Raw genomic sequence first — 22,930 nt, forward strand, 5'->3', positions numbered from 1 at the left:
TCAGACCTTGCCGCTAGGAGATCATCTCCGTTCAAGCACTATCCGAAAACAGAACGCCCTCACCTGCGATCGGCAGGCAAGGGCGGGTTCTTGGCAGCTTGGCTGAGAAAACTCAGATATCGGCCTGCGACGTCACGATCCGTGAAACGAGGCCATACTCCTTCGCCTCTTCGGCCGAAAGCCAGTAGTCGCGATCCGTATCCTTGTCGATCTTGTCGAGCGGCTGGCCGGTGGCCGCTGCCATGATCCTGTTCAGGCGCTCGTTCATCTTGATGATCTCGCGCGCCTGGATTTCGATGTCGGATGCCATGCCGCGCGTGCCGCCGGAGGGCTGATGCAGCAGGAAGCGCGTGTTCGGCAGGCACAGGCGCCGCTCCTTCGGAGTGGCGACATAGATCAGTGCGCCGGCGGAGGCGACCCAACCGGTGCCGATCATCCAGACCTTCGGCTTGATGAACTTGATCATGTCATGAATGGAATCGCCGGATTCGACGTGGCCGCCGGGCGAATTGACATAGATGCGGATGTCCTCGTCGCTGGCCGCGGCAAGCGCCACAAGCTGCGAGCAGACCTTCTGCGCCAATTCCTGATTGATCGGTCCGTAGATGAAGATCGAACGCGACTTGAAAAGATTCGCCTCCGTTTCCTTGCCGAGCGGCAGTTCCTTCGTCTTGTCGTCCTGGTCTTCGTCGTTCATTCGAACCTCTTGGAGATGAATTCGGGTTCCTCGCACATAGTGCGACTCAATGCCTAAAACAATGCGGGAAAAACACAAGGCACCGAAGCGATGGAGATATCCTTAAGAAGCCGCGCGCCGTTCTGCAAGCCTTACTGAATTGTAACGGCGAAAGGCTTTGAAAAGCCTAAATCGGTTCCTACCTCAGCCCTCACGCGGCAAACGCCGCCAGTGCATAATCCCGACAATCGAATCGATTGTCGGGATTATGCGCAGTTTTAAATTGATAGAGCGTCCTTAGCGCGTCCTGTCGGACGCGCGGCGCTCTAGATCATTAGGAGGCAGGACAATGTCACCCGAAGAACGCCAATTGCTGACCGCCCTCTTCGACCGCGTGCGCACCGCCGCGGCCACACCGCGCGACCGCGACGCCGAGGCCCTGATCGACCAGGCGACGCGCGAACAGCCCTCCGCTACCTACTATCTGGCCCAGGCCGTCATCGTTCAGGAAAAGGGGCTGGAGGCGGCCGCCAACCACATCAAGGAACTCGAAGAGCGTGTCCGCCAGCTGGAAACCGGCGAGAGCGAACACCGTCAGGCCGAACAGGGCGGCGGCTTCCTAAGCTCAATCTTCGGCACCAGCCAGACGCAGCAGTCGGCACCCGTCCCCGGTCCCTGGGGCAGCGCGCCGCGCCAAGCCTCTCAGTCGCAATATGACGATACCCGCGGCGGCGATGTCCGTCAGATGCCGCAGCAGCCGACCGGCCCGTGGACCCAGCAGGCTTATGCGCCGGCGGCCGGCGGCAGCTTCTTGCGTGGCGCGCTCGGCACGGCGGCGGGCGTTGCCGGCGGCATGCTGCTTGCAAATTCGCTGAGCGGCATCTTCGGCAACCACATGTCCTCGCTCGGCTGGGGCTCGCCCTTTGGCGCCAACCCCTTCGGCAATGCCAGCGCACCGACCGAAGAAACCGTCATCAACAATTATTACGGCAATGACGACACCCGCCAGGCCTCCGACAACACAGCCGATGACAAGGACAACGACAATATCCAGCAGGCCGATTACGACGACAACGACGACTCGTCCGGCGACGACACGACGGATGTGTGAGATTTAGCGGGTAGAGATGGCAGCGATTGCCGCACCGTTGCCCGGCCCTTCGCTCTAGGCTCAGGGCGTTCGCCGCTGCAATCGATTCACTGGATCGATTGCTCGGGCTTTGCCCGACCGCGGCTCACCCACGACCGCGATAGGTGGCAACGCCTTGCTCCGGCAGCCACACGCCTTCCGGCGGCTTGCCCGTCTGCCAGAAGACGTCGATCGGAATGCCGCCGCGCGGATACCAGTAGGCGCCGATCCTGAGCCACCGGGGATCGAGCAGCTCGACGATACGCTTGGCGATATAGACCGAGCAATCCTCGTGGAAAGCGCCGTGATTGCGGAAGGAATGCAGGAAGAGCTTCAGCGACTTCGATTCCACCAGCCATTCGTCCGGAATGTAGTCGATGACGATATGGGCGAAATCCGGCTGCCCGGTCATCGGGCAGAGCGAGGTGAATTCCGGCGCGGTAAAGCGCACGACGTAATCGGTGCCGGTATGGTTGGACGGCACTTTTTCAAGCACCGCCTCCTCCGGCGATTGTGCGGTTTCGGTCTGCTGACCCAGCATCGACAGGCTGGAAACATCGGTACTCGGCATCATGCCTCCTTGACGACTTTGACGCGGATGCCGTGAGCCTTTTCGCCCTCCGGCTCCACATGAATTGCGATAGTGGCGCCCTCGTGCACCGCCCTGATGGCATCCTCAAGGCGGTCGCATATATCATGCGCTTGCCGCACCGACATCCCGCCGGGCACCACCATGTGGAAATCGATGAAGGTGACGGTGCCCGCCCGCCTCGTTTTCAGGTCATGCACGCCGATCGAGCCCGCCGCATGGGTGGCGATCGCCTGCTTGATCGCCTCCTCCTCCTGCGGCTCGACCGCCTGGTCCATCAGCCCGCCAATCGATTGCGAGATCACCCTCCAGCCCTGATAGAGGATGTTGACGGCAACGAGAATGGCAAGCACCGGGTCGAAGATCGCATAACCCGTTGCCAGCGCCAGCAGCAGGCCGACGAGAACACCGACGGAGGTCACGACGTCGGACATGATGTGCTGCCCATCCGCCATCAGCGCTGCCGAGCGATGTCTGCGTCCCGCTCTGATCAACAACCGCGCCCAGATCGCATTGATGACACCGGCCGCGAAATTGATTGCAAGGCCGAGCACGGGTGCATCCAGCATGCGCGGCTCGGCGAGATAACCAACCGCCTCGTTGACGATCAACAGGGCGGCGACGACGATCAGCACGCCCTCGGTGACGGCAGACAGATATTCCGCCTTATGATGGCCGAAGGGATGGTCGTGATCGGCCGGCTTCTGCGCATAGCGAATGACGAAGAAGGCAATGAAGGCGGCAACGACATTGACCGATGATTCGAGCCCGTCCGACAGCAGCGCCACCGATCCGGTGACCCACCACGCCACCATCTTCAGACCCATGACTCCGAGCGACAGCGGAATCCCCCACATCGCCAGCTTCCGAACCGTAAGATCGCCGTTGTCACTCATATCGTTCCCCTGCGGTTGCGAATGAATTGCAGCTTTCAAGCCGTTGAAACGCAAAACCGCCCACGCGAATGTCGCGCAGGCGGTTCAGTTCAGGGTGATATGGGCGATGATGGAGGATTTGTCAAAGGGGAATGACACGCCGTTCACAGGCGTTGCCGACCTTGGCCGGAAAGCGGCCCTCGCCGAGCGATCCCCGATGCCCGCTACTACGCCGGCTCAGGGAGCCAGATCAGCAAGGACAGGCTGCGGCCAGCGCAGCAGAGCAGCCTGCCCTGCAGCCGTCAGGGCGTAAACACCCTTTTCTATCCGCTCGAACCATCCGTAGACATTGTCGCGCAGAATCGGGCCGGCGTTGGGCACAAGCGCCTTCATCTCCCGCGGTCGCTTGAGCCCTCCATCGAGTGCTGAGGCGCAGAGCAACGCCTGCTGGCGATAGGCGGTCATGATCGGCGCCCGCGAACCGCCACCGATGGCGGGATCGCCACGGCGGCGCTGATGCTCCTTGACGAGGCGCGAGCGCCGCTTCGGATTGGTGCGCGGCATCGGCGAGACGGAACTGACGATAACGCTGACCTCGCCGCCGTCGGAGACGCCGAGCATGCCGATACCGAGCCGCCGGCAGAGGTCGCGGTAGCGTCTATCGGCCTCTCGGCCGCGGCCTTTGGCGGAAACCCGGGCCGCAATCCAGACTTCATCGCTCATCGCCGCGCGATCGACCGCCTGGAGAAGCAGTTCGAGGTTGAAGGAGAGTTTCAATTCGCAGACCACCACGACCGGCGGCTCGGCATCGCTCAAGCCGACGAGATCGCATCCGCCGACCTCGCCCTTCACGACATAACCGGCCGCCTCCAGGAAAGCTTTGACCGGCAGGTAGAGCGACGTCTCCATGGTGAAAACGGCGCCTCAGGCGGCGTTGAGATCGGCAATCTCGCCATATCGTGCAAGCAATCGCGGCGACGACATGTCGCCGGTTTCCTCGTCGACGATCACGGCATAGGCCGCCACGCCGACGAAACGCTCAGCCATCGCCGAAGCGATCTTTTCCGCGCTGACGGAGTTCGATGCCTGGCGCATTTCTCCGGGCACGAGATTGCCACGGTTCTTGCGGTAAGGGAGAACGATGAACTTTTCAGCATTGGCCACGGCGATAGGTTCCAATTGATCGTTCCTGAAATGTTCTGATTTGCCGGAAGAAGTCAAGTCGCGGCCCGACGACCCAATGGCCGGCCCTTCCCCAGCAGGAAGGGCCAGGCGAAATTGCGGTCAGGCAGCCTTCGTCTTCACCTTGCGTGCCAGATGCGCCACGACATTTTCGATCATCCGCATCCCGGCATCGCCGCCGAGCGTCATGATCGATTCCGGATGGAACTGCACCGCGGCGATCGGTTCCTTGGCGTGTTCGATACCCATGATCGTGCCGTCGTCGCTTTCCGCCGTGATGATGAACTCGCGCGGCAGCGTCGAGGGATCGGCGAAGATCGAGTGGTAGCGGCCGACCGTCACCTCCTTGGCAAGGCCGGAGAAGACGATGCCTGGCTCCAGCACGCGGATGCGCGAGGGCTTGCCGTGCATCGGCAGCGCCAGATGACGCAGTTCCCCGCCATAGGCTTCGGCGAGCGCCTGCAAGCCGAGGCAGACGCCGAAGATCGGCAGGTTGCGCGCCCGCGCCTTCTTGATCGTCGCCTTGCAGTCGAAATCCTTGGGCGTCCCGGGTCCGGGCGACAGCACGACGAGGTCCGGGTTCAGTCTGTCGAAGATTTCCTCCGGCACCGGCGTGCGCACGGTCGAAACCGTCGCCCCCGTCTGGCGGAAGTAATTGGCGAGCGTGTGGACGAAGCTGTCTTCGTGATCGACGAGCAGGATGCTGACGCCCTTGCCGACGCTCGCGACGTCGCGCTGGATCCTGCCGGAATTGCCGGTCTTGGCGTCTCGGATGGCGGAAAGCATGGCGGAGGCCTTCAGTTCTGTTTCGGCTTCTTCTTCCTCAGGAATGGAATCGTTGAGCAGCGTCGCGCCGGCGCGCACCTCGGCGATACCATCCTTGATGCGCACGGTGCGCAGCGTCAGGCCGGTGTTCATGTCGCCATTGAAGCCGACCATGCCGATCGCCCCGCCATACCAGGCGCGCGGGCTTTTTTCATGGCTCTCGATGAAACGCATTGCCCAGAGCTTCGGAGCGCCGGTAACGGTGACGGCCCAGGCGTGGCTGAGGAAACCGTCGAAAGCGTCCATGTCGTCCCTCAGCCGCCCTTCGATATGGTCGACCGTGTGGATGAGGCGCGAATACATCTCGATCTGACGGCGGCCGATGACCTTGACCGAACCCGGCTCGCAGACACGGCTTTTGTCGTTGCGGTCGACATCCGAGCACATGGTGAGCTCGGACTCGTCCTTCTTGGAATTCAGGAGCTTCAGGATCTGCTCGCTGTCGGCGATCGGATCGTCACCGCGCTTGATCGTGCCCGAAATCGGGCATGTTTCGATGCGACGGCCGGAAACGCGCACGAACATTTCGGGCGAGGCGCCGACCAGATATTCCTGATGGCCGAGATTGATGAAGAAGGAATAGGGCGACGGATTGATCGCCTTCAGCCGCTTGGAAATGTCGGACGGCTTGCTGTCGCAACGCTCCATGAATTTCTGCCCGGGAACGACTTCGAAGAGGTCGCCCTTGCGGAAGCTTTCCTTCGCCTTGGTGACGAGCTCGGCATATTCGCCCGGCCGGTGATCGCTCTTCGGCGGAATGGCATCCGTGTGCTTGAAGGGCTCCACCGCGATATCCTGGGCCTTGCCCTCGGTCGACACGCCGCCTTTTTCGAAGTCGTAACGGTCGACCCAGGCCTTGGCGGCATAATTGTCGACGACGAGGATCTCGTCCGGCAGGTAGAGCACCATGTCGCGCTGGTCGGAGGGCCGCGTCAGCTTCAGATCGATTGCATCGAACTGGAAGGCAATGTCGTATCCGAAGGCGCCATAGAGCCCGAGGCTCGCATCCGCCTGCGAATAAAACAGGTCGGTGACGGCGCGCAGCACGGTGAAGACCGTCGGCATCTTCGAGCGCTCTTCCTCGGTAAACACCCGGTCCGGCGTCTTGACGGTGAGGTCGAGGCGACGGGCGGAGGAAGCGCCGAGCACGATGTCGGACACCGTCTTCAGCCGTTCGGTCACGAAGCCGAGGATTACCTCACCGCGTTCATTATAGGCCTCGATCCAGACGTCACGCCCGAAGGAAGAGATGCCGAGCGGCGGATCGACGACGGCGGTATCCCAGCGCGTATAGCGGCCCGGATATTCGTAGTTCGACGAAAACACCGCACCGCGGCGCTCGTCGAGCTTGTCGACATAGGAAGAGACCGCATCGCCGTAGGGGATCGCCCGCCGCTGCCGCGTGACTGATATGCCGCCCTTGGTCTCGTAGATTTCCGCACCATCATCCCGCAGGATCGTTACCATTGTTCCACTCCGTTATCGGGGCCCGGACGACAGGCGGCCATAAAACAAAAAAAGCCGCCTCGAAGTTTCGGGCGGCTCACTCGTCGTCTTTGAACACGATTGGTCGAGGCCGCCTTAGCGAACCCACCACCAAACTGCAATGTTCAAGGACTTGATCATGGAAAAATTGTTAGCCTGAGATCAGCCATTGCGCAAGAGGCGAATGCGGGAATGAAAAAGGGCGGCCCGAAAGCCGCCCTTCCCCAGCCTTGAAGGCGTGATCGCGATCAGAAGGTCTTGGTCAGCGAGATCTTGAATGTGCGGCCAGGCTCAGAATACCAATCGCGCGGCTGCGACGCCGTCGAGATCGGGTTGACATCGCGCACGGCGAGCGCGTTGAAATATTCCTGATCGAAGATGTTGTAGACGCCTGCCTGCACGCGCAGGCCCGGCACCTGGTCCGGCGTCCACCAGCCGGTCAGGTCGACGATCGCGTAGCCGGGCGCATCGAAGGTCGTGTCGGTGGTGTTGGTGACGGGCGTATCAAGATGGTCGGTGAGCATGCCCGCCGAAAGCGTCGAAGAAAGATCGAAGCCGAAATTCTCGTTGCTCCAGCCGCCGCCGACGATCGCCTTGAACGGTGCCACCGAGCGCAGGCGCTGAGTGGTTTCTTCATTTCTGCCATATGCATAGGCAAGTGACGCATGCAGATTGATGCCGTTATTGAATGTCTTGGCGGCGCTGGCTTCAATACCGGAGATCGTGGCCGCAGACACGTTCGTGTAGTTGAATTCCGTAAAGCCGGTCGCGTCGACGCTCGTCACCGTCTCGATAAAGTTCTGGTAGCGGGTGTGGAAGGCCGCGACCCGACCGGTAAAATCGCCCGTGTCAAAATTAGCGCCGATTTCGACGCCGCGGCCGATTTCGGGTTCCAGATCGGGATTGCCGAGCTGGGCGTAGCGGCCCGTCGGGTTGTAGAAGCGGCTGTAGAGTTCGTCCACGGTGGGTGCGCGGAAGCCGACTGCCAGCTGCATGTAGAGCTGCACGTCAGGCATCAGGTCGTATGTCGCAAGAATCTTCGGTGACAGGCCGGCTTCCGTTCGGTCGCGCAGATCCCCGAAACGGGTAAGCCCGGTATTGCTTGCGAAACTCCCGCCGGTCGAGGGATTGTAGTTGAACCAGTCGAAGCGGAAGCCGGGTGTCAGCGCGAAGCCGGTATTGCCGATTTCGATCTTGTCTTCGACAACAAGCCCAAGATTCTGGCTGTCGACGTCGGGCACTTCCGCCTGGTTGTTCAGCGACGGGCAGGTCGTCGATGTCGGGCAAAGGGCCCAGCTATACTGGCTCCAGCTCGAAACGCCGACGTCGAGGCCCACCCGAACGGAGTGGCTGAGACCGGAATATTCGAAATCCTTCGTTGCCGTGCCACTGAAGCCCCAGGTTTCGTTTTCAATCTCGTTGTTACGTCCATAGGCCACATTGGCGGTCGTACGGCCCCTGCTGCCGGCTTCCTTCTTCAAATCCAGCCAATAGAGCGTGGCACGCGCACTGCTGAAGAACGCGTCGGAGGACTGCGCTTCATAATCATAATCGAGCGATACGCGATCGCGGTCACGCAGTTCGCGACCGTCATAATTGTCGATCATGAAGTTGCGAGGACTGGTGCCTCCCTGGAGTTGGCGCAGGTCGGTCTTAAGATCGCGGCGGAATCGTTCCGCTGTCAAGCCGATGCGATGGCCGCCTTCCAGCTCCTGGCGTAGTTTGAAGAGCAGGTTGTTCTGATCGAAATCAGCCGGATTCGCCTCGGTGCGAAGAGCACCGTAGCTGTCGTTGTCGCCCATATTGTCGCGTTCATGGCCCTTGCGGTAGCCGCCCTGAAAGAGGATCGACGTGTTGCCGATCTTCTTGGCAGCGGCGGCCGAGCCGGAAATGCTGCGGTCTTCGCTGTCATAGGTCGACTTGACCATCGCACCCCAGTCGCGGCCTTCTGGAATAAGATCCTCCGGCTCCAGCGTATTGAGAACGATGGCGCCGCCGAGCATGCCGGAACCGCCCTTGCTCGAATCCGCGCCGCGCACGATATCGAGCGAGGACAGTGAATCGAAATCGAAGGTGTCTCCGCCGCCGTTGGCGTTGGCCGGCGCAAAGGCACCCTGGCGCGCGCTGTTCGAAATATAAGGTATCGGAATGCCGTCGATGGTGGTCAGGATGCGAGCGCCGGAAAGGCCGCGCAGGTTGAAGCCTGCGTCGCCGCGCGAATAGTTCACACCTGCATCGACGCTGCGGCCGATATCGTCAAAATTGGTGACCTGCTTTTCTTCGAGTTGCTTGGCGGTGATCTCGGTCGCCAGCGGCGTGTCGGCGACGCTGCCCGGTGCCGCGCGTTTGCCCTTGACGACGATCTTCTGCAGGACAGTGCTGTCCTCCGCCGTGGCTTGCGGCTCGGTTGCCGTAGCGCTTTGCGCGAAAGACTGCGAAACAGGAAGAACAACTGTGGCTGCCGTGCAGACCAATAGAACCGAGCGCCAATGCCGGACGATCATAACCTACCCCTTAATGATGATTACCGGGCTGGCTGGTCGTGGCGCGTCGAACGCTCGAGGGGCTGGCTGGGCTTTTGCGGATGAAGACGATGCAGAGTTCCGCCTTCTTTTTGCCGCATAAAAAACATGAGAAGTATTGTCAACATAAAGCGGCGATTTATGTTGAATAAAATCATCAAGTTTTAATGATCTCCCCGGACGTTGCGAAATTGCAACGAAATCCGCCCGTTTGCGTTATCCCTAGCTATCGACACCAGGGAATCGGATGCGTTGAGAAAACTTGCGATACTGGCGATCCTTCTCGCCGCAACCGCCGTTCTTGCCGGTGCCCGCCTGCCCGTTCACGGTCCTCTGCCACAGCAAAGGCCGGATATAGATGGCACGTCCGCACCCACCCCCGATTCAAATGCCGAAGGCACACAACCGCCGCCGGCCGCAGAAATGCCCACTCCTGAACCGAAGCCCGACATTCAAAAACCAGAGACCCAAAGACCAGAGACATCGACACCGAACGAACCGGCGACACCGAAAACCGAACCCGTCAAACCGATGCAGGGACCGCCACTTCCCCCTGGCAATGAAAACCCGCAGGCCCCGACTGAGGAGAACAAGCCCCCCGCAGCACAAACACTTGAGGAACAGCATCTGACGATCGAGCCCGAAAGCGATGCCGAGCACGCCGAGTGCACGGCCGCGCTTCAGGCGCTCGGCGTCGTCTTCAAGGACACGCCGCGCATCGACGACGGCAATGGCTGTGGCATCGACAAGCCGATCATCGTCTCCGAAGCTCTGCCCGGCATCAAGCTGAAGCCGGAGGCGACGATCCGTTGCCCGGCAGCGCTTGCCCTTGCCCGCTGGATGAAGGAGAGCGTCATCCCTGCCGCTTCCACCGCTCTGCCGGAGCAGGGCCGCATCACCACCGTCAACCAGGCGTCTGCCTATATCTGCCGGCTGCGCAACAGCGCCGAAACGGGCAAGATCTCCGAACACGCCCGCGGCAACGCCATCGACATTGCGAGTTTCCATTTCGAAAAGGGCGAGGATGTCGCCGTCCGCTCCCGCCGCGAGGATCCGACGCTCACCGGCGCCTTCCAGCGCACTGTCAGCGCCGCCGGCTGCCTCTACTTCACCACCGTCCTCGACCCGGAAAGCGACGCCGCCCATGAGACGCATTTCCATCTCGACGTGATTGAGAGGAAGGGTAGCTATCGCTATTGCCACTAATCATCACGGCAAGCAGTGAGTGGATTAGAACAAGCCCTCGATATAGCCCTGGTCGTTCAGGAAAATCCGTTCCGCCGAGGGTGATTTCGGCAGGCCGGGCATCGTCATGATCTCGCCGGTGATGGCGACGACGAAGCCGGCTCCCGCCGAAAGCCGCACCTCTCGCACCGTGACGATGTGGCCTTCCGGCGCGCCGCGCAGGTTCGGATCGGTGGAGAAGGAATATTGCGTCTTCGCCATGCAGATCGGCAGATTGCCGTAACCCTGCTCCTCCCATGTCTGCAGCTGGTCGCGCACCGCCTTGTCGGCCGTTACCTCGCCGGCGTGGTAGATCTTCGAGGCGACGATCTCGATCTTCTCGAACAGCGAAAGGTCGTCGCCGTAAAGCGGCTGGAATTTCGCCTGCCCGGATTCGGCCAGTTCCACCACCTTGTGCGCCAGGTCCTCGATGCCGGCCGAACCCAGCGCCCAGTGGCGGCAGAGGATCGCTTCCGCGCCGAGTCTCGAGACAAACTCCTTGACTGCCGCGATCTCGGCGTCGGTATCCGAAACGAAATGGTTGATCGCCACGACGACGGGCACGCCGAAACGGCGCACATTGGCGACGTGCCGGCCCAGATTGGCGCAGCCCTTCTTCAACGCTATGACATCCTCCGTGCCGAGATCTTCCTTCTTCACCCCGCCATTCATCTTCAGCGCCCTGACGGTTGCGACGATGACGGCCGCGTCCGGCTTTAGCCCGGCCTTGCGGCATTTGATGTCAAAGAATTTCTCGGCTCCGAGATCGGCACCGAAGCCTGCTTCCGTCACCACATAATCGCCGAGCTTCAGCGCCGTCTTCGTCGCCGTCACAGAATTGCAGCCATGGGCGATATTGGCGAAGGGCCCGCCATGCACGAAGGCTGGGTTGTTCTCCAGCGTCTGCACCAGGTTCGGCTGCATCGCATCTTTCAAGAGCACCGCCATGGCGCCGTCGGCTTTCAGGTCGCGCGCATGCACCGGCGTCCTGTCGAAACGATAGCCGATGATGATGTCGCCGAGCCGCCGCTCCAGATCTTTGAGATCGGTGGCGAGGCAGAGGATCGCCATCACCTCGGAGGCGACGGTGATGTCGAACCCGCCCTGGCGCGGGAAACCGTTGGCGACGCCGCCGAGCGAGGAGACCATGCTTCTGAGCGCCCGGTCGTTCATGTCCATCACCCGCCGCCAGGTGATGCGGCGGATGTCGATATTCTCTTCGTTGCCCCAGTAGATGTGGTTGTCGACCATCGCCGCCAGCAGATTGTGCGCGGAGGTGATCGCATGGAAATCGCCGGTGAAATGCAGGTTGATGTCTTCCATCGGCACGACCTGCGCATAACCGCCGCCGGCCGCGCCGCCCTTGACGCCGAAGCAGGGCCCGAGCGAGGCCTCGCGGATGCAGACAACGGCTTTCTTGCCGATCCGGTTCAGCCCATCGCCGAGCCCGACGGTGGTCGTCGTCTTGCCCTCGCCCGCCGGTGTCGGATTGATCGCGGTGACGAGGATCAGCTTGCCGTCCTTCTTGCCCGCTTGCGCGGCGATGAACTCGGCGCTGACCTTCGCCTTGTCGTGACCATAGGGAACGAGCTGCTCGACCGGAATGCCGAGTTTCGCCCCGATCTCGAAGATCGGCTTTTTAGCCGCGGCGCGCGCGATTTCGATATCGGATTTGATGGCTGGCATGAATTTCCCCCGTCCCGACCTCCGCAGGCGCGGAGTGGTTGTTTTCCCTTTATCGGGATAGCGAAATATCGGCGAGGTGTGAATAGCACCATGCCTCGCGGCCGCCGCGCTTACAGCGCAGCGCGTCTTTTCAGACGCGCAAAGGACGCTGTAACACTTTCAATCCTCGCATCGTCCCGAAAATCGGTTTCGATTTTCAGGTCGATGCGCTAGGCGTTTATGTGGCGGTCAGCGATCGCGGCTTCACAGGGTGAAAACATGAAATCACTGGAACTCATCATCGAGCGCATCATCCTGTCGAGCCGCTGGATCCTCGTCGTCTTCTATATCGGCCTGGTAGCGGCGCTCGCCGTCTATGCCGTTTCTTTCGCCTACAAGTTCCTGAAGATCGCCTCCGGCGTTTTCGAACTCGACGAGGCGGAGATGATCCTTGCCATGCTCGGCCTGATCGACGCAGCCCTCGTCGCCAGCCTAATCGTCATGGTGATGATCTCGGGTTACGAGAATTTCGTCAGCCGCTTCGACGAGGCCAGCGAGGCCGACAACGAGGTCTCCTTCCTCGGCAAGCTCGATTCAGGCAGCCTGAAGATCAAGGTCGCCTCCTCGATCGTCGCCATCTCCTCCATCCACCTGCTGCAGGTCTTTCTCAACGCCGACCAATACGAGGACGGCAAGATCATGTGGCTCACGCTGATGCACCTCGCCTTCGTCGCCTCCGCCGTCATGCTCGGCTTCCTGGAGAAGCTGATGAGCGTGACCTCGAAGAATGATCTTAAAGACAAGGGCTAACGGCCGGCACGAAGACACCTTCAGACCGCTGACCGAGCAAGCGCCCAAGACAACAGCGCCGGGCACCGTCATGAAGTGCCTTCCGCAGTCCGATATCAATTTGCCAAGGCCGCGGCAGGAACGATCTCGGCCTTCTGATTTCTCGGGCAACGGAGACTTTCCTTCGCCTCCGGTCCACAGACATGCAAGCCGGGCTCTTCACCATAAGGGATGATACCATTGATGATGCCAAGATCGAGCGCCTGAGAACGAAGTATATTTCCTTGCTCAATTGATGTCGCAAGCATCATCATCTCGTATGTCTCAGCCCTGACGCCCATCTCGTCGAAATAGGCGAAGAATTTCGTATATTGAGCCGCCGTGGGTCTGACGAGGCCGATAGCGGAATATCCGGCAATCCGCGGCGTTCCGCTCGTCAAGACAACAGTACAGGTCGAAAGGCAGTACGCACGGCCGGCAAAGACTTCGCCCTCGGTCGGTCCGTTTTTGGCAATGCTGGCGTTGCAACGCGGATCCAGCTTTGGACAATTGGGCAACTGCGTTCTGCCAATGGAGGTCTCCAGACCTGCAGCACGGATCATACGCCCCATCGCGAAAGCCGCATCCATGTCCCCGCCATTAGACTGAAGGACGACCGGCAGCTTTCTTCCGCCGAGCGTCTTCAAGGTCGCCTCCAGGCGGGCCGGTGTATCCGGCGTGATGTCTCCATCCGCGGAAATCCACTGCGTGCACTCTTCCTGGCAATTGCCATGGTACATCAGGAGAAAGTCCATCGGCCGGGTTCTCGGCAGAGTCTCGCTTGTGTCTGCGGCCGCATCCTGCACCGGTGCCTGAGATACAGGCGCCTTAGCCGCCACAGGCGCTTCGGCTACCGGATGGCCGTGACAGATAGCCTCGGCAGCGGCATCCGGCGCGCAGAGCGGCATGCCGGGCCGCTCATTGTAAGCTAGGACGTCCGTCGCAAGCCCCATTCGAACTGCGTCTGCGGGCGCTACGATGTTGATGCTGTCAGGCGTGGCGCCCATCATCAGACCGATCACATCCTGGCTGACGCCCATTTCTTTCAAATAGGCTGTCAAGGCAGCGGTGGCCTTCTTTCCAAGTTTGGTGGAACTGCTCTGCCCCGCCACCTTGCGTCCAACCTCCTTGCGGGAGATTTCCTTCTTCTTGCCATTCACGATCTTGTATTCGATGCGATAGGAAACACGCACCTTGTTGTAGACGGTCGTGATCTGGTGGACGCCGATAAAGGCCCATTGCGATGCGACACGCGACGTACCGCCGGCAAAGGCCAGCGGACAGGCAGAAAAGCAGTAAGCGCCGGCCGAATAGGTGTCACCGACCGCGGTGCCGTCCTTTGCAATAGCGGCTTGGCAGCGCGTATCCTCAACAGGACAATCCTTCAGCTGCGTCCCGCCGACGGCTGTTTCCAGACCGGCTTTGCGGATCATCCGGCCCATCGCATAGGCGGCATCGACATCGCCACCCTCCGAACGGAAAACGACAGGCAATTTCCGGTCGCCGATCTTCTTGAGAATTTTTCTGAGCCGCGCGGGCGTATCGGACGTTATGCGCCCCTCTGCCGATATCCATTCCGGACAGTTTTCCTGGCAGAGAAAACTACGCACGAGGATGAAGCTCATCGGCGGCTGTGCTGCCTTCTTCTCCTCGGCAGCCTGCGCGATTACCGCTCCGATCGGCAAGGTCAAAAGGAGAAAAACAAGTAATGATCTGGAAAATAGACACTTCACCAAAAAAGAAATTGCAAAGCGCACGATTAAATTGCCTCAGTTGTACTGAGCATAGGCTTAGCAATTGGATTGACTGCCAGCAAGCCGGATTTCGATGCCCGCTGCAGTCCTCTTATCCTTGTTCTCTCATTGCAATCAGGCTTAGATGGCGAACCATCGCGGCCGTGTTCAAGCAGATCAGCTGCTCCAGCGAAATGTGCTGGAGCCCACCGCCTGTAAGTCGGTGCGAGAGGACCGGACTTCTCCCCGAGTTCTCCCAAGTGATTCTCTGCCTGCCCGGCTGCGCGAGGCCATAGCTATGCCGTCACGAAGGGTTTCACGATACCGCAACGTTATCTTTGCAAGTCGAAACTCAATCAGAGCGCGATCTCCTGTGGCTAATTTTTCACAATTTGAATGAATCGCCTTGTCTTAAGTTAATTGGGGCTAGCATCCCGCAGATTTTCTGTATTTGATAGCGGTAACATTGAGGCTGCCGGGGGCGTACAAATGTCTTACATGACTACCTCTGAAAGACAGTCATTGCTTTCGGCAGAGCTTGCGACCGCTCGAACGCGCAGCCTGTTTGCGCAGGCGCTCGGCAGGGTCTCCACAGCCTTCGGATTGTCGCATGCGACGCTGATGCACGCTCCTTCCCCCGAAGATCTTCTCTTGAAACCCCTGCTGATCGAGAGCTCGCTTCCGACCGCCTATATCAGGGATTTCGACCGCGCCCATATGATACGCGGCTGCCCTTTCGGCCTAAGGCTGAGGCAGTCCGCTGTGCCGCCGGTCTGGCACCTCAACGACGCCGTCAATGGTCAGGCCTTTCCCGCGGAACTGCGCGCCCTGATGCTGCGCCATGCCATACCGGCAGGCGTTGCCATGCCGACCCTTGCAGCCGACGGCCAGCGCCTGGTCTTTTGGTTCTGCGGCGAACGCGCCGCACTCGGCCAAAGCGAGATCAACGAGCTGGCAATGATCATTCTCCATGCACTCGATGCATACAATGCAGTCAAACGCAACGAGGAATGCGCGCATAACGCGCTATCGAACAGAGAACTAGAAGTTGTGCGCTGGACGGCCCAGGGCAAGACCTCGATCGAAATCGGCCAGATCCTGACGCTCTCGGACCATACGGTGAACGCCTATATGACGAATGCGATCAAAAAACTCGATTGCGTCAACCGCACCCAGTTGGTAGCTAAGGCAATTCGATTGAAGCTGATCAACTGAGGAATCAGAAGAGAGTCGGCACCTCGTCCCGTGATCTGGGGGAAACGTGCCTCTTCACTTCGAACAGCCCGTCATTGACAAGACAGAACAATCCCGCGCCCACATCGGCATTACCGATGCGGAAGTTGTCCAGATGCTCGCTGCCTATCGTCTTTTCGGCTTCTGGCGCATCGACATCGAGACAGGACACTTCTTTGCAAGCGAGGATGTCCACGCGATCTTCGGCCTCCCCTACAGCGACGGCCCTGTCAACCTGACAGAGCTGATGTCGCGCATCCATGAGGAGGACCGCAGCCTGATCGCCCAAACCTTCGAGGAGGCGAGCCTTCATGGCGTCGGCTTCCATTTCGTCTATCGCGTCGACAATCGCCTTGGCGGCTACAAGCTGGTGCGCAGCGTTGGCCGCTTCCGTGACGATGAAAGTGGCGGCGGCATCGTCGGCGTCACCTATGAATTCGTCGAAAGACTGCGCGTCGTCGGCTTCGAGGACAACACGATACCCCGCTAGAACAGGATGTCGTCCGAAAACCGCTCACACTTTTCGGCATCATGCTCTAGTTCAACAATGATAGCGCGTCCTGCTGGACGCGCGGGATTCAAAGCATCTCGCGCAAAACTGTGCAGCGGTTTTGCGACAACGACATGCTTAGCAACAAAGACCTAAAGCGCGAGGGGCGAATCTGAAATATCGCGACGCGCTTTATCGGTCGAGCACCGAACGGATCTCGACGAGGTTCGAGCGGACCCTCAGAATATAGAAGCCCATCGTGGCGAGATGGCTCGGCATGATCCAGCCATCCTCGCGCCCGTTCGAGATGATCGCCGGCTGGATGCGCAGCGCAGACTGGAACTGCCGCATGGTCCCGCCCCAGATCGCACCGAGATTGCGTTCCGCCACCACCTGCGAGAAATCCGCCTGAGCGGCCGCCATGATCGCGTAATAGCCGTAGAGCTGGCCGTAGGCGAACCAGAACCGGTCGTCGGCGCGCGTATCGAACCAGCCGCGATTGTGGTTTTCAGAGCGTTCGGCAAGCATGTCGGAGGTGCTGCCGAGATCGTTGGCGATACGATCGACGAACTGCACGAGATTGTCGGCGCGGCCGTCGAAAATGGCGTTGCAGAGGGCAAGATCGGTGTTGAACTTGCGCAGGCTGCCGATCGCCGAGCGGTAATAGGAAGGCGTCGGCGTTTTCGGCCCGAACGGGTTGAGCCCGAAATACCAGCTGTATTCGTCGAACTGCAGGTTACCGCGCGCGTTCTGCAGGTCGCTGTTGATACCCGACGTGCCGCGCACGCGCCCGAGCGTGTCGACAAGCTCCACCGAGGTGCGCCGGACCGCCTGGTTGACACCGCGCTGGAACGACGCCTTGTTGTCGAAGAAGGGCGTGTGGTCCCAGTCGATGCCGAAGAAGCCCGCCTTGTAGAGCACCATGGAGGAAATCCATGCGTTCTGGTTGACGTTAAAATCGGTCAGGTCGGCCGCGACGTCGACGATCGCCGAGCGCTGGCAGGTCTTCGGCACCGTGGCAGCAGCCCCCTCGGCGACCGGCACATCCTGCCCGGCTGCAACCTTGCGCTCCGAAAGCCGATATTGGTCGACGAATGCGGGATTGAAATTCGTCCAGGCCTGCGTCTGCCAGAAGAAATAGCCGTAGAGGGCGACCAGCAGCGCCACGAACGCGATGACCGGCAGCCGGATCATCCAGCTCCGCCGCTGATACCAGCCGTGTGCGGCAAGAACGGGCCAGAAGGCCCAGGCGGAAAACAGGCGGGCCCAGCGGCCGATCGTCTGGCCGATCAGCCTGAAAAAACCGGCTATCCGGTCAAGCATCGTCGTCTCCTGTCAGGCGAGGCGAACATCAGGACATTGCCGTCCCGCTGCATCCCACATATGCGCTCGATGGGCCGAGCACAACACAAGCCCTTCGATTTTCCGGAATGAAAGCATTGGGAAGAGGGGTATTGTCTGCGCCCTGCGGGTCAGGAGCGCAGGAAAGGCAGGTTGAAACGGAAGGACCTGCGCGCCGTGTCAATCAGTGGCGCCCCCGATGTTTCCGGCGGCGGTTCGGCATAGGTCGGGAACCTTCTGGCGAATTCGAGATCGGCACGGCTCTTGCGCCGCTCCAGATCCTGGGCGACCAGCATACCCTTCTCGAACAGCCTGATCGGCGCAGCGATATCAGGAAAGAGTTCCGGCTTGATCCTCACCTTCATGCCTGGCCGGTCGGTATCGACCTGCGCCTGGTAGATGATCAGGCGCTCCTCGACGTCGATCAACAGCTTGCGCAGCAGCACATTGCAGGCGGCGATCCGGCCGTTCAGCGAATCGACAAAAGCCTGGAACAGGCCGATGAAGCGCTCACGCCGCTGGCTGTCGTCGCGCATCTCGTGCTCCCCGGCGGAAATCCGCTCGGCTTCCGCCTTCAGCGCCCGCCGCTCCGCCTCCATCTGCTCCCAGTGCGCCCTGTTGCCGTAGACGCCGATACGGCCCTGCGTCGTCAGCGCCTTGGCATTGAGCTCCTTCATCTTGAGACGGGCGATATCGATGGAAACGACCAGCCGGCGCCGTTGCTCGACGATGTCGACGAGGTTGAGTTCGGCTGCCCTGTGCCGTTCGGTAAGCGCGGCGCGCTGGCCGGCGATCAGCCTGGCGAGCGCGTCCGATTTCGTCAAAAGGTCGAGCAGCCGCTCGATGACCGGCGCCTCGCGCACGCGTTCGGTATACATGCGCCACATCCGCTGGCGCGACACCCAGCCGGCCATCTTCTCACGCAGCGTCAGCCCCCGGAAACTATCGAGATCGGCAGAAACTTCCGCCGTCAGCCGGTCGAGGGAAAAGACCAGCTCGGCCAGTTGGGCGTCGAGCGCCGCAGCATCGGCGATATGGGCTTGGAAGCGCGCATTCTGCTCGACGAAGACCTCGTCGGCCGACCGTGTTTCGTCGCCGCTGAAGGAGCCGATCGCGGCCACGCAATAGGTGCCCTCGGCCGCAGTCCTCTCGGCAAGGCTGTCTGCAGCTTCGTACTGACCGTCGAATGGCGGGGGTTTGCGCACCTGATCTCTCCAGGGAATCTCCTGACCCAAGCTAGAGCCTTTCCTGGTCAGATTGAAGCATTCTGTTGGCTCAAACGGAGTCGGATGCTCAACCGGCCGGCGCGGTCGCTTGCGGCGCCCAAGAAAACAGTTGGCGTCGCCGGCTTCAGACCGGCTCGGCGATCCAGGCACCGTTCATCGCGTCGTCCCAATGCCTGCGGCAGAGCGAGACATATTTCTCGTTGCCGCCGACATCGATCTGGGCGCCTTCGTGCAACACTTTTCCTTCCCCGTCGAGCCGCACAACCATCGTCGCCTTGCGCCCGCAATGGCAGATCGTGCGCACCTCGCGCATTTCATCGGCGATTGCCAGCAGTTCCTGCGAGGCCGGAAACAGCTTGCCCTGGAAATCGGTTCTCAGCCCGTAGACCATCACGGGGATTCCGAGCCTGTCGACGACGCGGGCAAGCTGCCAGACATGGACAGGCGTCATGAAATGCGCCTCGTCGACGAAGATGCAGGAAATCGGTGCTCCTTCGCCGCTCAGCGTCGCAACCAACCGGAACAGATCCTCATGCGGCTCGAAGGGAATGGCGCTCGCCTCCAAGCCGATCCGCGAGCCGATGACGCCTCGACCCGCGCGCTCGTCGAAGGCGGCGATCAGTTGCACCGTGCGCATGCCGCGCTCCTGGTAATTATAGGAGGCCTGCAGCAGCATCGTCGACTTGCCGGCGTTCATCGTCGAGTAGTTGAAATAGAGTTTTGCCATCCGATTTCTCCTTAATCGGCTTATTGAAAGCTCGGAATGGCAAAGAAAAGCCCTGAGGGAGCGATAATCACAGGAATCCGGCTCGAAAACCACCGAAAGCCCCGGAAACAAGGCATTGCGAAAAAATCCGCGGACGTCGCAATCGCATGGGTCGATACGGCGCAAACGCACTGAGGTCGCTTGTCAAACTCGGTTATTGATGGTTGGCTTGGGAACTTAAAGACTGGGAGTCTAAAATGAAAACAACAAGCACGTTCAAACTCGTTACCGCAACTGCCGTCGCCGCCCTCTCCGTTGCGACCGCCGCCTTCGCCGCCGATCCCGACAGCTGCTCCACCGTTCATTTCTCCGACGTCGGCTGGACGGATATCACCGCCACCACCGCCACCGCATCCGTCGTCCTGAAGAGCATCGGCTATCAGACCGACATCAAGGTTCTCTCGGTGCCGGTCACCTACACCTCGCTGAAGAACAAGGACATCGACATCTTCCTCGGCAACTGGATGCCGACACAGGAAAAGGACGTCCGGCCCTATCTCGACGACAAGTCGGTCGAATCCTTCGGCCCCAACCTCGTCGGCGCCAAGTATACACTTGCCACCAACGCCAAGGGCGCCGAGCTCGGCATCAAGGACTTCAAGGACATCGCCGCTCATAAGGACGAGCTGGACGGCAAGATCTATGGCATCGAGCCTGGCAATGACGGCAACCGCCTCGTCATGGACATGATCGAAAAGAACACCTTTGGCCTGAAGGATTTGGAAGTCGTCGAGTCCTCCGAGCAGGGTATGCTCGCTCAGGTCGCGCGCGCCGACAAATCAGGCAAGCCCGTTGTCTTCCTCGGCTGGGAACCCCATCCGATGAACACCAACTTCAAGCTGACCTACCTCACAGGCGGTGACGATATCTTCGGTCCGGATTTCGGCGGCGCCAAGGTCTTCACCAATGTCCGCGCCGGTTATCTCGACGAATGCCCGAATGTCGGCACGATGCTGAAGAACCTGACGTTCTCCCTCGACATGGAGAACCACATCATGGGCAAAATCCTGAACGACGGCAAAGAGCCGGAGGCTGCAGCTTCCGAATGGCTGAAGGCGAACCCCGCCGCACTCGAGCCCTGGCTCGCGGGCGTCAAGACCCGCGACGGCAAGGGCGACGCTCTCGCGGCCGCCAAGACCGGCCTCGGCCTCTGATGATACGAACGGGGCGGCTCGCCGCCCCGTTTCATTTTTGTCCGATTGTTGTTTTTCTGGATGGGCGCGCCCTTGAATTGGATCACCGAATTTAAGATTCCCGTTGGCCCCTGGGCCAAATCCTTTGTGGACTGGCTGACCTCGAACGGCGAATGGTTCTTCAACCAGGTCGCCTTCCTGCTGTCGAGCGCCATAGACGGCCTGCTCTTCGTGCTGCAGAAGCCTCATCCGCTGATCGTCATCGCGGCCATCACCGCCATCGCCTTTTGGCTGCGCCGCTCGATCGCGGTCGCCGTCTTCACCTGTCTCGGGCTGCTGCTGATCGTGAACCAGGACTATTGGAAGGAAACGACGGAGACGCTCGCCCTCGTGCTCGCCGCCACCTTTGTCTGTATGGTGATCGGCATTCCGCTCGGCATTGCCGCCGCCCGCCGCCCTTGGGTCTATGCTGCCATGCGCCCGGTACTCGATCTCATGCAGACCATACCCACGTTCGTTTACCTGATCCCTGCGCTCATCCTGTTCGGCCTCGGCATGGTGCCGGGCCTGATCGCGACCGTCATCTTCGCAATCCCCGCCCCGATCCGGCTGACACGCCTTGGCATCATCTCGACGCCGCCGTCCCTCGTTGAAGCCGCCGTCGCTTTCGGCGCGACGCCGATACAGGTGCTGCGCAAGATCGAGCTTCCCTTCGCCACGCCGCAGATCATGGCGGGTCTCACCCAGACCATCATGCTGTCGCTGTCGATGGTCGTCATCGCCGCCCTTGTCGGCGCTCCCGGGCTTGGTGTGCCCGTCGTCCGCGCGCTGAACACCGTCAATATCGCCAAGGGCTTCGAGGCGGGCTTCTGCATCGTGATCCTGGCAATCATTCTCGACCGGATGTTCCGCACGGCGGGTGAAGGAGGCGGTGCATGACCGCAGTAAGCTTTAACAATGTCAGCATCATCTTCGGCGATCGGCCGGAAACCGCGCTTGCCATGGTCGATCAGGGCAAATCGCGCGACGAAATCGGCGCCGCGACCGGCTTGGTGCTCGGCGTTGCCGATGCCTCACTGACGATCGAGGAAGGCGAGATCCTGGTGCTGATGGGCCTTTCCGGCTCCGGCAAGTCGACGCTGCTGCGCGCCGTCAACGGGCTCGCTCCCGTGGTGCGTGGTGATGTCGCCGTCTCCACGACCACCGGCCCCGTCAACCCGTACAGTTGCAATGCCAAGGCGCTGCGGGATCTGCGCACCCACACCGTCTCCATGGTGTTCCAGCAGTTCGCTCTCCTGCCCTGGCGCACGGTCGCCGAGAATGTCGGCTTCGGCCTCGAGCTCGCCGGCATGCCGGAGGCCGAGCGCAAGCTCCGCGTCGGCGAGCAGCTTGAACTCGTCAACCTGACGAAATGGGCAGGCCGCAAGGTCAACGAGCTTTCCGGCGGCATGCAACAGCGCGTCGGCCTTGCCCGCGCCTTTGCCACCGGCGCCCCGATCCTGCTCATGGACGAGCCTTTCTCGGCGCTCGACCCATTGATCCGCACCCGCCTGCAAGACGAACTCCTGGAGTTCCAGCGGCGGCTGAAGAAGACCATCCTTTTCGTCAGCCACGATCTCGACGAGGCCTTCCGCATCGGCAATCGCATCGCCATCATGGAGAGCGGCCGCATCATCCAGTGCGGAACGCCGCACGACATCGTCAAGAACCCCGCAGACCAGTATGTCGCCGATTTCGTGCAGAACCTCAATCCGATCAACATGCTGACGGCGGCCGACGTCATGCAGCCGGGCCTCGGCCAGACTGCCGCCGGCATGAGCGTCAGCGCCACGGCCCGCGCCGCGACCCCGCTCATCGATATCCTCGATGCCCTTGCCCGCCAGCCGGGCAGTATCGGCATCGTCGAGAATGGCGCGATCGTTGGAACCATCTCGGCTCAGGATATCGTTGCCGGCCTTACCCGCCATCGCCGCAAGCAGGAAGCTTGATGTTTTCCATCCGCTTTGTC

At 60.7% G+C, this 22,930-nt stretch carries 21 protein-coding genes; 9 read left to right on the forward strand and 12 right to left on the reverse strand.

From position 1 onward, the window contains the following. Positions 1 to 112: 112 nt before the first annotated feature. Positions 113 to 697, reverse strand: a complete 585-nt coding sequence (locus CUJ84_RS15920; protein WP_003561390.1) for an ATP-dependent Clp protease proteolytic subunit — start codon at positions 695 to 697, stop codon at positions 113 to 115. A 328-nt stretch (positions 698 to 1,025) separates the two neighbouring features. On the opposite strand from CUJ84_RS15920, the gene CUJ84_RS15925 reads away from it, so the two are divergent. After that, positions 1,026 to 1,787: a DUF2076 domain-containing protein gene (locus CUJ84_RS15925; RefSeq protein ID WP_105006921.1), complete on the forward strand. Its 762-nt coding sequence runs from the start codon at positions 1,026 to 1,028 to the stop codon at positions 1,785 to 1,787. A 124-nt stretch (positions 1,788 to 1,911) separates the two neighbouring features. On the opposite strand, the gene queF is transcribed toward CUJ84_RS15925, so the two are convergent. The 6 genes from queF to CUJ84_RS15960 form a co-directional block, all read right to left on the reverse strand. Beyond that, a complete protein-coding gene (queF, locus tag CUJ84_RS15930) occupies positions 1,912 to 2,376 on the reverse strand; it encodes a preQ(1) synthase (RefSeq protein WP_105006922.1) in 465 nt (154 codons plus the stop codon). Then, positions 2,376 to 3,290 carry a CDF family cation efflux transporter EmfA gene (emfA, locus tag CUJ84_RS15935; RefSeq protein WP_105006923.1) on the reverse strand — a complete coding sequence of 305 codons (915 nt, stop codon included), beginning with the start codon at positions 3,288 to 3,290 and terminating at the stop codon, positions 2,376 to 2,378. Before emfA ends, queF begins: the two co-directional genes overlap by 1 nt. A 216-nt stretch (positions 3,291 to 3,506) precedes the next feature. After that, complete coding sequence (locus tag CUJ84_RS15945) at positions 3,507 to 4,178, reverse strand: DUF2161 domain-containing phosphodiesterase (RefSeq protein WP_105006925.1); 672 nt, start codon at positions 4,176 to 4,178, stop codon at positions 3,507 to 3,509. 15 nt (positions 4,179 to 4,193) lie between these two features. Beyond that, complete coding sequence (locus CUJ84_RS15950) at positions 4,194 to 4,433, reverse strand: hypothetical protein (RefSeq protein WP_003561395.1); 240 nt, start codon at positions 4,431 to 4,433, stop codon at positions 4,194 to 4,196. A gap of 120 nt (positions 4,434 to 4,553) precedes the next feature. Further along, positions 4,554 to 6,743, reverse strand: a complete 2,190-nt coding sequence (locus CUJ84_RS15955; RefSeq protein WP_105006926.1) for an anthranilate synthase — start codon at positions 6,741 to 6,743, stop codon at positions 4,554 to 4,556. A 266-nt stretch (positions 6,744 to 7,009) separates the two neighbouring features. Then, positions 7,010 to 9,265, reverse strand: coding sequence for a TonB-dependent hemoglobin/transferrin/lactoferrin family receptor (locus tag CUJ84_RS15960; protein WP_105006927.1), 2,256 nt, complete (start codon positions 9,263 to 9,265; stop codon positions 7,010 to 7,012). Positions 9,266 to 9,535: 270 nt separating this feature from the next. On the opposite strand from CUJ84_RS15960, the gene CUJ84_RS15965 reads away from it, so the two are divergent. Next, the gene (locus tag CUJ84_RS15965) at positions 9,536 to 10,489 is read left to right on the forward strand and encodes an extensin family protein (RefSeq protein ID WP_105006928.1); all 954 of its coding nucleotides are present in this window, start codon (positions 9,536 to 9,538) and stop codon (positions 10,487 to 10,489) included. 24 nt (positions 10,490 to 10,513) lie between these two features. Here the strand turns inward: CUJ84_RS15965 and CUJ84_RS15970 are convergent, their stop codons facing one another. Further along, positions 10,514 to 12,193, reverse strand: coding sequence for a formate--tetrahydrofolate ligase (locus CUJ84_RS15970; protein WP_027683543.1), 1,680 nt, complete (start codon positions 12,191 to 12,193; stop codon positions 10,514 to 10,516). Between the two features lie 258 nt (positions 12,194 to 12,451). On the opposite strand from CUJ84_RS15970, the gene CUJ84_RS15975 reads away from it, so the two are divergent. Next, positions 12,452 to 12,982 (forward strand): TIGR00645 family protein, encoded by a 531-nt coding sequence (locus CUJ84_RS15975; protein ID WP_080686023.1) that lies wholly within the window; start codon positions 12,452 to 12,454, stop codon positions 12,980 to 12,982. 95 nt (positions 12,983 to 13,077) lie between these two features. Here the strand turns inward: CUJ84_RS15975 and CUJ84_RS15980 are convergent, their stop codons facing one another. Further along, a complete protein-coding gene (locus CUJ84_RS15980) occupies positions 13,078 to 14,625 on the reverse strand; it encodes a hypothetical protein (protein WP_245457483.1) in 1,548 nt (515 codons plus the stop codon). On the opposite strand from CUJ84_RS15980, the gene CUJ84_RS38800 reads away from it, so the two are divergent. The 3 genes from CUJ84_RS38800 to CUJ84_RS15990 all read left to right on the forward strand — a co-directional run bounded on the left by CUJ84_RS38800 (position 14,615) and on the right by CUJ84_RS15990 (position 16,456). Next, positions 14,615 to 14,782 (forward strand): hypothetical protein, encoded by a 168-nt coding sequence (locus CUJ84_RS38800; RefSeq protein ID WP_245457484.1) that lies wholly within the window; start codon positions 14,615 to 14,617, stop codon positions 14,780 to 14,782. The genes CUJ84_RS15980 and CUJ84_RS38800 overlap by 11 nt on opposite strands. 440 nt (positions 14,783 to 15,222) lie before the next feature. Further along, positions 15,223 to 15,948, forward strand: a complete 726-nt coding sequence (locus CUJ84_RS15985) for a helix-turn-helix transcriptional regulator (protein ID WP_105006930.1) — start codon at positions 15,223 to 15,225, stop codon at positions 15,946 to 15,948. A gap of 46 nt (positions 15,949 to 15,994) precedes the next feature. Next, positions 15,995 to 16,456 carry a PAS domain-containing protein gene (locus CUJ84_RS15990; RefSeq protein ID WP_027683539.1) on the forward strand — a complete coding sequence of 154 codons (462 nt, stop codon included), beginning with the start codon at positions 15,995 to 15,997 and terminating at the stop codon, positions 16,454 to 16,456. 192 nt (positions 16,457 to 16,648) lie between these two features. Here the strand turns inward: CUJ84_RS15990 and CUJ84_RS15995 are convergent, their stop codons facing one another. From CUJ84_RS15995 to CUJ84_RS16010, 3 genes are all read right to left on the reverse strand, one after another. Further along, positions 16,649 to 17,779, reverse strand: coding sequence for a DUF2333 family protein (locus CUJ84_RS15995; protein ID WP_105006931.1), 1,131 nt, complete (start codon positions 17,777 to 17,779; stop codon positions 16,649 to 16,651). A 149-nt stretch (positions 17,780 to 17,928) separates the two neighbouring features. Further along, positions 17,929 to 19,002, reverse strand: coding sequence for a hypothetical protein (locus CUJ84_RS16000; RefSeq protein ID WP_105008208.1), 1,074 nt, complete (start codon positions 19,000 to 19,002; stop codon positions 17,929 to 17,931). A gap of 145 nt (positions 19,003 to 19,147) precedes the next feature. After that, positions 19,148 to 19,750: a thymidine kinase gene (locus CUJ84_RS16010; protein WP_018243095.1), complete on the reverse strand. Its 603-nt coding sequence runs from the start codon at positions 19,748 to 19,750 to the stop codon at positions 19,148 to 19,150. A 236-nt stretch (positions 19,751 to 19,986) separates the two neighbouring features. On the opposite strand from CUJ84_RS16010, the gene CUJ84_RS16015 reads away from it, so the two are divergent. The 3 genes from CUJ84_RS16015 to choV all read left to right on the forward strand — a co-directional run bounded on the left by CUJ84_RS16015 (position 19,987) and on the right by choV (position 22,910). Then, positions 19,987 to 20,943 carry a choline ABC transporter substrate-binding protein gene (locus CUJ84_RS16015; protein WP_027683535.1) on the forward strand — a complete coding sequence of 319 codons (957 nt, stop codon included), beginning with the start codon at positions 19,987 to 19,989 and terminating at the stop codon, positions 20,941 to 20,943. Positions 20,944 to 21,015: 72 nt separating this feature from the next. Further along, on the forward strand, positions 21,016 to 21,861 hold the full coding sequence (choW, locus tag CUJ84_RS16020; protein WP_026237187.1) for a choline ABC transporter permease subunit: 846 nt from the start codon (positions 21,016 to 21,018) through the stop codon (positions 21,859 to 21,861). Next, positions 21,858 to 22,910: a choline ABC transporter ATP-binding protein gene (gene choV / locus CUJ84_RS16025; protein ID WP_105006932.1), complete on the forward strand. Its 1,053-nt coding sequence runs from the start codon at positions 21,858 to 21,860 to the stop codon at positions 22,908 to 22,910. The genes choW and choV overlap by 4 nt, the downstream gene beginning before the upstream one ends. The last annotated feature ends 20 nt before the right edge of the window (positions 22,911 to 22,930 follow it).

The organism is Rhizobium leguminosarum (assembly GCF_002953715.1).
GTDB classification, from domain to species: Bacteria; Pseudomonadota; Alphaproteobacteria; order Rhizobiales; family Rhizobiaceae; genus Rhizobium; species Rhizobium leguminosarum_V.